Below are 13,392 nucleotides of genomic sequence, written 5' to 3' on the forward strand. Positions count from 1 at the left end.
TGTGAGAAACAAAATAATCCATCGAGTTTTTGCAGTAATAAAAAACCAAACCTTTTATGAAAAAGATTTGGTTTTATCATAGAAATCGAAATGACAAACTGTGTCTATAAAACTGTGATTGAATAACGCAACTGAAAACTGAGACTGCTAACTGCGACTGAAAACTACCTATTCTCCAGCCAGCTCAAAAATGCCGTAGCTTTCTCCTTCCCAACCAATAATTTTTCTTCTGTTGGAATAGTAAGTTTTAGAATCAATTTTCTTGAAAAATAATGCTCTGCTTCTCTTATCGCTGAAAAGTTTACCAAATATTGTCTGTTGATTCTGAAAAACTGAATGGCTGATAACAATTTATGAACTTCATCAAGAGATTGTGTGATTTGATATTCCGTTTTATCGAAAGTTACGATTGTTGGGGTTTCGTTTTTGATGTAGAAAAAGGCTATGTTTTCTGTTTGAATCGTTTGATATTTATTGTTTTTGAAAACTAAAAAACTGCTTTTTCCTTTATTTTCTCCCGTTCTTGTTAAGAGATAATCGAAATCGGGCATCATTTTTTTATTTCTTTGGAAGAAGTTTTTCAGTTCGCCTGCTTTTTTAATAGCTTGCGAAATACTTTCTCTTGAAAAAGGTTTTAAGACATAATCGATTCCGTTTGATTTGAAAGCGTCGATGGCGTAATCATCAAAAGCGGTGCAGAAAATTACGGGTGACAAAACCTCTACATTTTTGAAAATTTCAAAGCTCAAACCATCTGCAAGCTGAATATCCATAAAAATCAAATCGGGCTGATCGTTTTCTAAAAGATAACTCACAGCTCCGTCGATACTTTGAATATACGACAAAATTTGAGCATCGGGTCTGATACTCAGAATTAGCTGACCAAGCGCTTTGGCCGTTTTTACTTCATCTTCAATTATTACGATAGTCATAAATCAGTGGTATTTTAACTTTAAAAAGGGTTTCGGTTTTATCAATTTCAATTTCCTTGTTAACCAAATGCAGAAAACGCTGGTTGATATTGTTCAGTCCAACTCCGGTTGACAAAGTGCCTCGTTTCAGCTGAATCGGATTTTCGATTACCAGAAAATCATTTTCGGTATATAATTTAATTTTCAAAGGTTTATCAAGCGAAACAACATTGTGTTTAATGCAATTTTCGATCAATAATTGCAGTGAAAAAGGCGGAATCGCACAATCGTATTGTTTGTCATCAATTTCTTTTATGACTTCAAATCCGTCTTCAAAACGGGCTTTCAGCAGATATACATACGAATCTAAAATTTGTAATTCTTCCTTTAACGGAATTAAATCCATTTTTCTGCTTTCTAAAGTAAATCGGTAAAAATCAGATAATTTCAGGATAAAATCAGAACTCTGCGGATCCTGCATATCCACCATCGATTTTAAAGTATTCAGACTGTTAAACAAAAAATGCGGATTTACCTGCTGCTTCAATAATTCATATTGTGCTCCTAAGTGTACTGCTTTCGTGCGCTCCAACTCTACTCCCATTTGCTGGGTTTGGTAATTCTGAAAAAGTAAATGCAGAAACATATATACTATCAAATTGATCAAAATACCTCTAAGCTCGAACATGATTGGCGCGTCCATTTTTGAAACCTGAAAAAGTTCCTGATGTGCAATTACGAGAATCACCATCAGCAAAATTCCCAAAAAAACACTTAGCAAAAGTTTCCAGTTAAACAGACTTTTATTGGTGCGCTGCGAGGAAAATTTGGGTAAACTATAAATGTTGTAATACCATATAAAAAGGGAAAACAGCAGTGTAATAGATGAGTTTATGATGATGTCTCCAGGCGTAGAATCGGCATCAAATAATTTTGGAATTGAAGCCAGAATTGCAAGCGCAATTGAGCTTCCCCAAATAATTTTGAGCGAAACCTGAAAACGTTTTGATTTTTCCATAATTGTATCCGTTTTTTATCCTGTTTGTCAAAGATAGTTTTATTTTGAAAAAAGATTTTATGCAGATTTAAAAAGTCAGCCCAAAGTATTGTCATTTCGACGAAGGAGAAATCTCCACGAGAAGCTCTACAAAGATTGGCGACATTCTGTATGGAGTTACTTGCGAAGATTTCTCCTTCGTCGAAATGACAAATATGACGGAGTGTTTTTTTAATCTCGCAAAGTCGCAGAGGCGCAAAATTTTTATTCGCAAATTGTTTGGGAATAGAATCTGCAAAATCTGCCTGAATCTGTCAAATCTGCATGAAATATATTTTTAATTCTCCCGCAGATTTAGCTGATTTTGCAGATAAGAAAGGAAAAAAAATCTGCTAATCTGCTAAATCTGCGAGAAAGAAAAAATTTAAGCTCGTTTTACTTCTAAAATTGCACCTGAATTCATATCCTGAACAAACCCAATAATCTCAAAATCCTGTGTATTATAATTTTTAGGAAGATGAACCGATGCTGTTCCTTTTTTTACTTTGTTTAAATCTACCCATTGCAGATTGCGAACAATTTGATAATGAGACAAAACCCTATGAGCGTTCTCTCCTCTTTTTACATTGCTTTTGGCTTCTTTTTGAACTACAGCAATTAATAAACGGCTGTTTTTTGAAGTTCCTTCCACATTATAATTTACAGCAATAGAATTCTCATTTTGACTGGCTTCTAAGCTTAAATTCGTCGAAACAGGTTTTGAAAGTGCCGATTTAATTCCGTTTCGTAAACTTGTTTCCTGAGAACCGATATAATCTATTTTTCCGTTTATGATTACCTGCGGTGTATAGATTGGATCTTTCTCCATGTATTTTGCATAATCGTATTGTCTTTTGGTATAATCGGCATTACTGAAAATGTCTTTCCAGCCTTGTTTGTCCCAATAATCAACATGATAAGAAAGCACGTAAACATTTTTATCTTTTAATTCATTTTGAATTTTCCCCAATAATTCATCTGCTGGTGGACAGCTCGAACAGCCTTCGGAAGTGTATAATTCTAAAAGAGCAAAACCTTTTTTATCTTGATTGCTTTGGCTGAAAATGGTGTTTCCTATTAAGAAAAACAGCATTGTAAAAGCACTTATTATTTTTATCTTTTTCATGATTCCTATTTATTTCCTGCAAGGTTTTAAAACCTTACAGGTATTTTTTTTTATTTAGAAAGTCTATAATTTAAACCTACAAGGTTTTGAAAACCTTGCAGGTTAAACAACTTAGAAATTAAAGGATGTTAATCTCTACGTTTATATTTCCTCTTGTTGCTTTTGAGTAAGGACAAGTTTGGTGTGCCTGAGCCGCTAAAGCTTCCGCAGTTTCACGATCAATACCCGGAAGGCTGATGTTTAAACGTGCTTGTAAAGAATATTCTCCTTCAGTTACACATAAATCTACTTCTGCATCTACTGCCGTTTCTGCCGGAAGTCTAACTCCCAATTTCGAAGCTGCGATTCCTAATGCTCCAATAAAACATGCTGACCATCCTGCAGCAAATAACTGCTCCGGATTTGTTCCCGGACGCGATGTTCCCGGAGAACTTAATTTGATATTCAATTGCTGGTCTGAACTTTGAGAAGCGCCTTCTCTACCGCCTGTTGTGTGTGTTTTTCCTGTGTATAATACTCGTGTTTCCATGTTTAAAAAATTTTAGATTGTTGATTTTAGATTTTAGATTATTTGTTGGAATTCCTTTTTCCCACAATCTTGTCATTTCGACGAAGGAGAAATCTTCGTAAGTAACTCCGTCAGGAATGTCGCCAATCTTTGTAGAGTTTCTCGTGGAGATTCCTCGTTCCTCGGAATGACAAGATTATGCGTAATTATAATTTATTTCATACCATCTACATCAATTATCGCTTGAGCAAATGATTTTGGGTCTTCTTGCGGAACGTTGTGTCCTATTCCTTTTAGAATTCTGTGGGCGTATTTTCCGGTGAATTTATTTGCGTATGCTTTTCCATCTGCGAAAGCGCCGTCAAAATCACTTCCTATTGTAATGGTTGGTACTTTAATTTCAGGTCTTGCGGCAAGGCGTTTTTCTAAACTGTCGTATTTAGATTCTCCTGCTTCAAGAGATTGTCTCCATCTGTAATTATGAATTACAATTGCAACGTGATCCGGATTGTCAAAAGATTGTGCTGTTTGATCGTAAGTTGCTTTGTCGAAATTCCATAACGGAGAAGCGATCTGCCAGATTTGTTTGTTGAATTCGTAGGTATTTTGGCTGTAGCCTAATTTTCCTCTTTCGGTTGCAAAATAATATTGGTACCACCATCCTAATTCGGCTTTTGGAGGTAATGGTTTTAAATTAGCTTCTAAATTCACTACTAAATAACCACTTACCGAAACCAAACCTTTTACACGTTCCGGCCAAAGTGCCGCCATAACTACTGCAGTTCTAGCTCCCCAATCGAATCCGCCAACTACGGCTTTGTCGATTTTTAAGGCATCCATAAAGGCAATAATATCGGTTGCTAATGCTGCTTGCTGCCCGTTTCTGAAAGTATCTTTAGAAAGAAAAGTTGTTGTTCCAGAGCCTCTTAAATAAGGTGTAAATACATGATATCCTTTTGAAACTAAAATTGGTACTACTTCATTGTAACTGTGAATGTCATAAGGCCATCCGTGAAGTAAGATTACCGGAGTTCCGTTTGAAGGACCAGCTTCAGTATATCCTACGTTTAATAATCCAGCTTTGATTTGTTTTAAAGTTCCTAGTGAACCGTCTTGTTTTTCTGTTTGTGCAATTGCTGCTGCGTTTACTAAAAGAAAGGCAATTAAAAGAACTGCGTTTGTAATACTGTTTTTGATTTTTACTATCGTTTTCATAATTATTTTTTTTTGATTAGTTGATTATCAGTTAATTTCTTCGTCAAAGGTATCTCGACAATCCTCGTTTTAAAAGAAGAAAAAAGCCGAAATGGACAAAGTAAAAGGTGAAACGGACAAGGGTCAAGTTGTGAAATGTGAGATGTGAGTAGTTTAGTCGTAAAACTCTATATTCTTATATTTTTTTAGCCACAGATTAAAGGATTAAAATGATTTTTTCTCTCGCAGATTCTGCAGATTTAGCAGACTATTTTTTATTGGTTTCAAATTATTTAATCAAATCTGCTCAATCTCCGAAATCTGCGGGAAACAAATACTTTGCGAAACTTTGTGTATCCTTAGCGCACTTTGCGGTTAAACTATTCGCATTTCAACTTGAAACTTTAAACCTGAAACTATTTCTTCATAACCAAAACCGGTTTTCCTTTTTCAACTATATATGTTGCCAGTTCTGATGCTTTTACGTTTGTATTATTTCTAGCGGAGTGAACAACTCCAGCTGGAATAAAAAGAACTTCTCCGGCTTTTAAGGTTACTGGTGCTTGCCCTTCAACTTCATATTCAAGTGAACCTTCTAATACATAAATGATTTCTTCACCCGGATGAGAATGTTGTCCAAAAGCGGTATGTCCGTCGAAATCTATTTTGGCTTGAACGGTTTCTCTTCCCGGAATGCTTAGATCGTGTTTTTGCAAATCAGTACGTTTTATTCCAGTTTGGGCTGCAATTTGATTCGGAATCAAAAAGGCGATTATTCCTAAAATGATAATGGCGATTATTACCCAAGTTTTTTGTTTTTTAGTTTCCATGATTTTATTTTTTAGTGGTTAGTTTTTTAAACACATAGGAACATAGTTTTTCTTTGTCTGGAAAGGCGTTTACTTGTTTGTATTCTCTCGTAGATTTTGCAGATAAAGCAGATTTTTTTCTTATTGATCAGCTAAATCTGCCGAATCTGCGAGAAACTTTTTATCGGCAAACATAACTATGTGTGAAAATCTAGATTTTCTCATAAGCCTTTTACCACGCTTTCAACCTATGTCTCTATGTGTTTAAATAAATTACTTAGATTATTTTCTCAATGATTTAAAAGCTGCACGAAGTTCAACTGAAAACAATTGTGGTTCTTCCCAAGAAGCGAAGTGTCCGCCTTTGTTTACTTCTTTAAAATAAATCAGGTTTTTGTATGCTTTTTCAGCCCATGTTTTTGGTGCTTGGTAAATCTCTCCCGGAAAAACAGTTATTGCAACCGGAATTTTGATTTCGGCAGTTCTTTGTTCAACCGCATTGAAGTTATTGTTGTTATTTTCCCAATATAAATTAGCAGATGAATTGGCTGTATTTGTAAACCAGTAAAGCGAAATATCATCCAGCATTTCATCTTTAGTCAGTGATTTTTCGGCATTTCCTCCGCTGTAAGTCCAATCGTTGAATTTATCCAGGAAAAAAGAAGCCAAACCAACAGGAGAATCCGTAAGTCCGTAACCTAAAGTCTGCGGACGAGTCACCATCATTCCGGCGTAACCACCGCCTTTTGTATATAATTTATTCAGCGAATTAAAAGCTGCATTTTCTTTAACCGATAATCCTTTTGGTGCCGGATCTCCGTCTTTAAGCGCTTTGGCAACATCTGCCGGAACTGTTGCGGGCATATTTACGTGAATTCCCAATAAACCTTCTGGAGCCTGGCGCGCCATCGCATCGGCAATTACAGAACCCCAGTCACCACCTTGCGAAACATACTGTTTGTAACCCAAACGTTTCATTAAAACATCCCACGCATTTCCTATTTTCTCTGGTCCCCAGCCTGTTCCTTTTGGCTTTTCAGAAAAACCATAACCCGGCATTGAAGGAATAACCAAATCAAATGCATCTTCCGCTTTTCCGCCATAAGCTGTTGGATCTGTCAATGGACCAATTACTTTTAGAAGTTCAAAAAATGATCCCGGCCATCCGTGAGTAATAATTAACGGTAACGCATTTTTATGTTTTGATTTAATGTGAATGAATTGAATATCCAGTCCGTCGATATTGGTTACAAATTGAGGAAGTGCGTTTAGCTTTTCTTCTGTTTTATGCCAGTCATAATCGGTTCCCCAATATTTTACCAGATTCTGAATCTGCTCTAGTTTTACTCCCTGTGATTGATCTGTTACGGTTTCTTTATCCGGCCATCTTGTAGCATTTACACGATTGCGAAGTTCTGTAATCGCTTCCTGCGAAACGCTGATGTGGTACGGACGAATTAAATTACAATCGGTTTTAGTTTCGTTCTGTGCAAAAGATACGGCAGTTGCTAACATAAAAGTTCCCGTTGCAATAGCGTTTAAAAAACTACGCTTGTTTAGTTGAAGTGTTTTCATTTTTTTGATTTTTAAATTATTTGAATATCAGTTAATTTCTTCGTCAAAAGTATTTCGATAACCCTTCTTACGAAATGAGAAAACAGTCCAAATGGACGAAGTTTGAGGTGAAACGGACAGAGTGAAATGTGATTTTTTTTAACGCAAAGCGCGCTAAGTTTTTTTGGCTTGTTTGGTTTTATAAAAATGCGAAGATCGCAAAGCTATGTGGGTAATAACTTTGCGATCTTTATGTGTGTTTTTGCTACAGATTATTATTTTTTTGCCAGAGATTAAAAGGATTAAAATGATTTTTTCACGCAGATTCTGCAGATTTAGGCAGATTTTAATTGATTGTTTATTCAAAAATTTAAAAAAAATAATCTGCTCAAATCTGCAGAATCTGCGTGAAACAAAAAACTTTGCGACTTCGCGACTTTGCGAGATTAAAAAAGAATCTTCGTATAAATCTTAGCGCTCTTTGCGTTAAATCATCAGCATTCCAACATGAAACCTGAAACAAATTAAATTAAGCCAAAACCATTCCCCCATCCATAATAAAATCTGCTCCGGTGATGAATTTTGCTGCTTCACTGCTTATATACGAAACCATTTTGGCAACATCTTCAGATTTCCCCATTTGTTTTAAAGGCACTTTCTCGACAACTATATCCATAATACCATTTACAGTTGCTTCATCTAAACCTACTTTTTTCATGACTTCGGTTTGAGTTGGTCCCGGACTAACGGAATTCACTCTGATTTTTCTAGACGCTAATTCTAATGCTGCTGATCTCATAACCGAATTCAAAGCCGTTTTACTTGCTGAATAAACCGAAGATCCCGGCCCTGGCATACTCGCGGTATTCGAAGAAAGAAATACAACCGATGCACCATCGTTCAAAATTGGGATAAATCGGCTTAGTGTGAAGTACGCACCTTTAAAATTTACATTCATAATACTGTCAAATTGTTCTTCTGCTGCCTGCTCGATATTTCCTAATCCGGCAATTCCGGCATTGATGAAAAGGATGTCTACTTTTCCAAAATCCTGTTTAACTTTTAAAGCCAGACTCTCAATATCAGAAATACTCGATTGATCTGATGTTATTGCTGTAACGCCCAGTTCCAGTGCTGCTTTTTCAATTGCTTCTTTTCTTCTTCCGGTAATAATAACCTGTGCTCCCTGTTCTTTTAACTGTTTTGCTGTTGCATAGCCTATACCGCTGTTTCCGCCTGTAATTACGGCTACTTTATCTTTTAAATTGTCCATTTTTATATGTTTTAAATTAATGGGACAAAGTTAAATTGCAAATAGTATTGCTTTTTTAGAGGTATCATAGAGTATACTGGAAAGTAGATTTTAACATTTAAATATTCTCAAAAATCAATTTCAGGCAAAACTCAAAAATTACTGTTAAATATTTAGATTGAATGTGCAGTTATTTGGTTAAAATTATCCGATTTATTCATATTTAAAGATCAATTCTCTTAATTTATTTTTAAAACTTCATTAAACAGCTGTTAAATCTTAATGAGAATTCATTGTAAATTCTGTAAGAAAACGTATATTTGAGATAATACTGAATTTTTATATCGTGCAGGAAAAAACAAAAACACATCATTTTATATTCCCAAAAACGCCTACAGGCGTTGACGGACTAGACGAGATTACTGATGGCGGTTTCCCAAAAGGACGCCCAACCTTAATTTGCGGAGGTGCCGGCTGTGGAAAAACATTATTGTCAATGCAGTTCCTTATTAAAGGAATTACAGAATATAACGAACCCGGGGTTTTCATGTCTTTTGAGGAACCGTCAGACGATCTTACCTTAAATGTAAAATCACTCGGCTTTGACCTCGAGCAGCTGAAAAAGGATAAAAAACTCGTTGTAGATCATGTCCGCGTTGAAAGATCAGAAATTGAAGAAGCGGGTGAATACGATCTTGATGGTTTATTTATAAGATTAGGCCACGCCATCGATTCTATAAAAGCAACGCGTGTAGTACTGGATACAATCGAATCTTTATTTGCTGGTCTTGACAATCAGGCGATTTTAAGAGCCGAATTACGAAGATTATTTCATTGGCTGAAAACAAAAGGCGTAACTGCTGTAATTACGGGAGAACGCGGCGAAGCAACCTTAACCCGACAAGGATTAGAAGAATATGTTTCTGACTGTGTTATTGTTCTCGATCATCGTGTTATTGAACAAGTTTCGACCAGAAGACTCCGAATTGTAAAATACAGAGGTTCAACACACGGAACAAACGAATATCCGTTTTTAATTGATGAAGAAGGTATTTCGGTACTTCCTATTACATCGTTAAAACTCGACAACGAAGTTTCTTCGGATATTATTTCTACAGGTGTTCCCGGATTAAACGAAATGTTTTATAGCGGCGGATTTTATCGCGGAAGCAATATTTTAATTTCAGGAACTGCCGGAACAGCTAAAACTACGGTTGCCTGTTATTTTGCCAATGAACAATGCGAAAAAAACGAAAAAACGATTTATTTCGCTTTCGAAGAATCGCCGCAGCAATTGGTTCGCAATATGAAATCAATTGGAATTGATCTCGACAAACATATCAAAAAGGGTATTTTGCAAATCCATTCTTCACGTCCGTCATTGAATGGTCTGGAACTGCATTTACTTACACTTCGAAAATTAATAAAAGAATTTCAGCCTACCACTATTATTATTGATCCAATCAGTAATCTTATTACAGTAGGAAGCGAACAAGAAGTCCGTTCTATGCTGGTAAGGCTCATAGATATGCTCAAAGCAAATAATATTACGGCTTTGTTTACGTCATTAAATAAACAAACAGATAATTTTAGACCAGATCTGGCAGAAGAATCCGTATCGTCTTTAGTCGATACCTGGATAACGGTTCGTGATATGGAAGGCGTTGGTGAAAGAAACCGCGGTATTTTTATTATCAAAGCAAGAGGAATGGGACATTCTAATCAGGTTCGCGAGTTTGTGATCACTAAAAAAGGAATCGAATTACTCGATGTAGAATTAGGTCCGCAGGGAATCCTGACAGGTGCTGCCAGACAGTCGCATCAGTTTAAGAAAACCATTTCTGATATTAAACTTCAAAACGAAATTAGCAGAAAAGACCGTGAAATTGAGCGCAAACGCAAAGTTTTGGAAGCCAATATTGAAGCCTTGAGAACCGAATTTGAATCGGCAGAAGAAGAATTGAGTATCCTGAAAGCAACAGAAGAATTACAGGCTAAATTATCTTCTAAGAAAAAAGAAAATTAAAATGAAAAAAGAAGTAGCCGAATGGCAATTATTGCTCTATATAGCAGGCCAGACGCCAAAATCGATCAAGGCACTTGAAAATATAAAAAAGTACGCCGAAGAACATTTAAAAGGAAAATACAGCATCGAGATTATCGATTTGCTGAAGAATCCGCAATTGGCAGAAGGTGATCAAATTTTGGCTGTACCAACCCTGGTCAGGAAATTTCCTGAGCCAATCCGTAAAATTATAGGTGACCTTTCTAATGAAGAAAGAGTGCTTGTAGGTCTTAATATTAAACCTATAAACGCTTAATCATGGAAGATTCATCTGATGGCACAAGTACAACCAAACATAAGTTCATACTTTTTGTTTCAGGTATGTCTGTTAAATCAGGACATGCAATTGAAAATTTACGCAGAATATGCGATACTTATCTCAAAGAAAACTACGAATTAGAAATCGTAGACATCAGCAGGGATAAAGAACAGGCCGTGATACATCAGATAGTAGCAATTCCTACGTTATTAAAGATAAGTCCCGAGCCTAAAAGAATCATTTTAGGTGATTTATCAGATAAGGATAAAGTACTGAGAATATTAAATATTATGTAGAATTTGGAGGTTACCGATAAAAATATAGAAGATTTATTGACCGAAATCGAGTCATTAAAAGAACAGCTTTATGAAGCAAACAGTATAGTCGAAGCCATAAAACAAGGAGATGTAGATGCACTGGTAGTAAACAATAACGGAGTACCCCAGCTTTATTCTCTCGAAACGGCCGATTATACGTACCGACTTCTTATTGAAAAGTTCCGACAGGGTGCGCTTAGTATTTCGCGCAAAGGACTCATACTGTACTGTAACGACTACTTTTCTGAACTAGTAGGTATTCCGTCAGAACAAATTATTGGGACGTATTTAAATGAATATTTTGATAATCCCACACAGTTTGTCCAGCTTATTCAGGCACTTAGGTACGGAATCGCCACACACGAAATTCTTTTTAAATCGAGCGAAGACAAAAAAACTTTTCCGGCTTATATCGCACTAACTGATCTCGAACCTTCTGTAGAAGCAATTGGAATTGTGATTACCGATTTGACCGAAAAGAAAAAACACGAAGAAGCCCTGCTCCATCATCAGCAGGAACTGGAAGAAAAAATTAAGGAGTTAAACCGAATCAATACCAATCTCGAAGAGTTTATTCATGTTATCTCGCACGATTTAAAAGAACCGCTGAGGAAAATTGTCATGCATAATGACCGAATCGACGGAAGCTACCTTTCTGATAACGATGCCAAATCAATGAATGTTTTAAAATCATCGGCACTGCGGCTGAATTCTCTGGTTGATGATTTAGTGCAGTATTCGTCGCACACCGCGCAGGAAGAACGAACCGAAATTGACTTAAAAACCATAATAGGCGAAGTTATCGAAGACCTCGAAATTATAATTGCAGATAAAAAAGCCCATATTAAAATAGGAAAACTCCCTGCCATAAAAGCCTCTAAAGTCCAAATCAGGCAGCTTTTTGGCAACCTCATTACCAACGCCATAAAATACAGTAAAGAAGCTGTTGCCCCGCTTATAGAAATTTATCAGGCAGAAAATTTAAATGCCGAAATGCCAAATCAAAATGCTAAATTTGTAAAGATTCAGATTAAAGACAACGGAATTGGCATGGAGTCGAGCCATCTTCTTAAAATCTTTACCATTTTTCAGCGCCTTCATGCCCGAAACGAATATTCAGGAAACGGTATAGGCCTTGCGATTTGTAAAAAGATTATGGAAAACCACTCCGGAAACATAACCGTCGAAAGTACACTGAACGAAGGAACGACATTTAATCTTTACTTTCCAATTTTATAAAATGCCACAAAAAAACAACCTGCATATCATAATTGCCGAAGATGACAATGATGACGCTGATGTGATCTTCGAAACATTCAATCAAAACCCCAATTTTGGCAAAGTAAGCCTTGTAGCCAATGGCGAAGAACTGCTCAATTACCTTAAAGACACGGCAAACGAAAGTCCGGACGTAATCCTGACCGACATCAACATGCCCATTGTCGACGGCATCGAAGCCTTACAGCAAATTTTAAACAATTCAGACTTAAAAAACATTCCCTGCTTTGTTTATTCTACCAGCATAAATCCGTCGTACAAAGAAAAATGCGACGATCTGGGCGTAAAAGCTTATCTTATAAAACCCTATTCATTTGAGGCTTTCGCCGAAATTCCAAAGACCATTTTGAGTATTATACAAGCTTAGATTTTCATTTCCATTTCATATATTCGTAATACTATTTAGGAGCTGATTCCTGCTCTCCGCTGTATCTTTTATGTCTCGTTAAAGAAACGAGACACAAAAGGATGTCGCTTCGATCAGGGCTAGGACATTCGTTTTCATTAGAAGATTTTGTGGAAATTTGATTTAGAAATAAAAAATTTAAAAGAAATATTTTTCTTACAATTTAAAACATTTTTTGATATCTTTACAGTCCTAATAGTTAAGATATGATATCAGAAAAAAAGTTTGCCCGTGTGGTATGGTGGCGGTATTGGAAACAACTGCAACGCTCTCTTAACAGCGTAGGACACCTAAGTCACGCGGGTTTCATTTCCGTAAAGTTAAGATTATGAGTACCAAAACCCTTTCTAAAGAAGCCGAAATCAGGCTTACCAATTTCTTCAATCAAACCGTAGCGCCAGAACAAATGGCAAAAGCCTTAAGGCAGGTAAATTTTGTTCTTTCGCTAAGTTTAATAAGAGAAAACGAAACCCTGCAGCAAGAAATCGATAAACTTGAAAATAGCTTTTACTGGCTCAATGAACTAGCCGAGATTTTAAATCCTTATTTGGATGTGGAGTAAAAAGTTATTTTTGATTTAAATGTAAAACCCTCAATTTGTAATAAAAATTGAGGGTTTTATTTTGATTTAAATTCAACTTAAAACACTTTTAAAAACTTATTATACAATACCCTAT

At 36.1% G+C, this 13,392-nt stretch carries 14 protein-coding genes; 6 read left to right on the forward strand and 8 right to left on the reverse strand.

Annotated elements, in window-relative coordinates; all coding sequences use genetic code 11:
- Nucleotides 1–164: 164 nt before the first annotated feature.
- The 8 genes from FLAPXU55_RS03190 to FLAPXU55_RS03225 form a co-directional block, all read right to left on the reverse strand.
- Nucleotides 165–932 (reverse strand): LytR/AlgR family response regulator transcription factor, encoded by a 768-nt coding sequence (locus FLAPXU55_RS03190; RefSeq protein ID WP_053472760.1) that lies wholly within the window; start codon nucleotides 930–932, stop codon nucleotides 165–167.
- On the reverse strand, nucleotides 913–1,929 hold the full coding sequence (locus FLAPXU55_RS03195; protein WP_180856538.1) for a sensor histidine kinase: 1,017 nt from the start codon (nucleotides 1,927–1,929) through the stop codon (nucleotides 913–915). Before FLAPXU55_RS03195 ends, FLAPXU55_RS03190 begins: the two co-directional genes overlap by 20 nt.
- A gap of 403 nt (nucleotides 1,930–2,332) precedes the next feature.
- Complete coding sequence (locus FLAPXU55_RS03200; protein ID WP_180856539.1) at nucleotides 2,333–3,073, reverse strand: DUF1223 domain-containing protein; 741 nt, start codon at nucleotides 3,071–3,073, stop codon at nucleotides 2,333–2,335.
- Between the two features lie 118 nt (nucleotides 3,074–3,191).
- Entirely contained in the window at nucleotides 3,192–3,602 is a 411-nt protein-coding gene (locus FLAPXU55_RS03205) for an organic hydroperoxide resistance protein (RefSeq protein WP_180856540.1), read from the reverse strand.
- Between the two features lie 192 nt (nucleotides 3,603–3,794).
- Nucleotides 3,795–4,796 (reverse strand): alpha/beta fold hydrolase, encoded by a 1,002-nt coding sequence (locus tag FLAPXU55_RS03210; RefSeq protein ID WP_180856541.1) that lies wholly within the window; start codon nucleotides 4,794–4,796, stop codon nucleotides 3,795–3,797.
- A gap of 395 nt (nucleotides 4,797–5,191) precedes the next feature.
- A complete protein-coding gene (locus FLAPXU55_RS03215; protein ID WP_180856542.1) occupies nucleotides 5,192–5,605 on the reverse strand; it encodes a cupin domain-containing protein in 414 nt (137 codons plus the stop codon).
- 261 nt (nucleotides 5,606–5,866) lie between these two features.
- Entirely contained in the window at nucleotides 5,867–7,159 is a 1,293-nt protein-coding gene (locus FLAPXU55_RS03220; RefSeq protein WP_180856543.1) for an epoxide hydrolase family protein, read from the reverse strand.
- A gap of 508 nt (nucleotides 7,160–7,667) precedes the next feature.
- Entirely contained in the window at nucleotides 7,668–8,411 is a 744-nt protein-coding gene (locus FLAPXU55_RS03225; protein WP_180856544.1) for an SDR family oxidoreductase, read from the reverse strand.
- A gap of 325 nt (nucleotides 8,412–8,736) precedes the next feature.
- Between FLAPXU55_RS03225 and kaiC the strand changes: the two genes are divergently transcribed.
- From kaiC to FLAPXU55_RS03255, 6 genes are all read left to right on the forward strand, one after another.
- On the forward strand, nucleotides 8,737–10,416 hold the full coding sequence (kaiC, locus tag FLAPXU55_RS03230; RefSeq protein WP_053474504.1) for a circadian clock protein KaiC: 1,680 nt from the start codon (nucleotides 8,737–8,739) through the stop codon (nucleotides 10,414–10,416).
- Between the two features lies 1 nt (nucleotide 10,417).
- A complete protein-coding gene (locus FLAPXU55_RS03235) occupies nucleotides 10,418–10,711 on the forward strand; it encodes a circadian clock KaiB family protein (protein ID WP_053474503.1) in 294 nt (97 codons plus the stop codon).
- 2 nt (nucleotides 10,712–10,713) lie between these two features.
- Nucleotides 10,714–11,010 (forward strand): circadian clock KaiB family protein, encoded by a 297-nt coding sequence (locus tag FLAPXU55_RS03240; RefSeq protein ID WP_053474502.1) that lies wholly within the window; start codon nucleotides 10,714–10,716, stop codon nucleotides 11,008–11,010.
- Between the two features lie 3 nt (nucleotides 11,011–11,013).
- The gene (locus FLAPXU55_RS03245) at nucleotides 11,014–12,270 is read left to right on the forward strand and encodes a sensor histidine kinase (protein ID WP_180856545.1); all 1,257 of its coding nucleotides are present in this window, start codon (nucleotides 11,014–11,016) and stop codon (nucleotides 12,268–12,270) included.
- Between the two features lies 1 nt (nucleotide 12,271).
- Nucleotides 12,272–12,676: a response regulator gene (locus FLAPXU55_RS03250; protein WP_180856546.1), complete on the forward strand. Its 405-nt coding sequence runs from the start codon at nucleotides 12,272–12,274 to the stop codon at nucleotides 12,674–12,676.
- 367 nt (nucleotides 12,677–13,043) lie between these two features.
- Nucleotides 13,044–13,277 (forward strand): hypothetical protein, encoded by a 234-nt coding sequence (locus FLAPXU55_RS03255; protein ID WP_180856547.1) that lies wholly within the window; start codon nucleotides 13,044–13,046, stop codon nucleotides 13,275–13,277.
- Nucleotides 13,278–13,392: the final 115 nt, after the last annotated feature.

It is taken from the genome of Flavobacterium panici (assembly GCF_903819335.1).
GTDB lineage: Bacteria > Bacteroidota > Bacteroidia > Flavobacteriales > Flavobacteriaceae > Flavobacterium > Flavobacterium panici.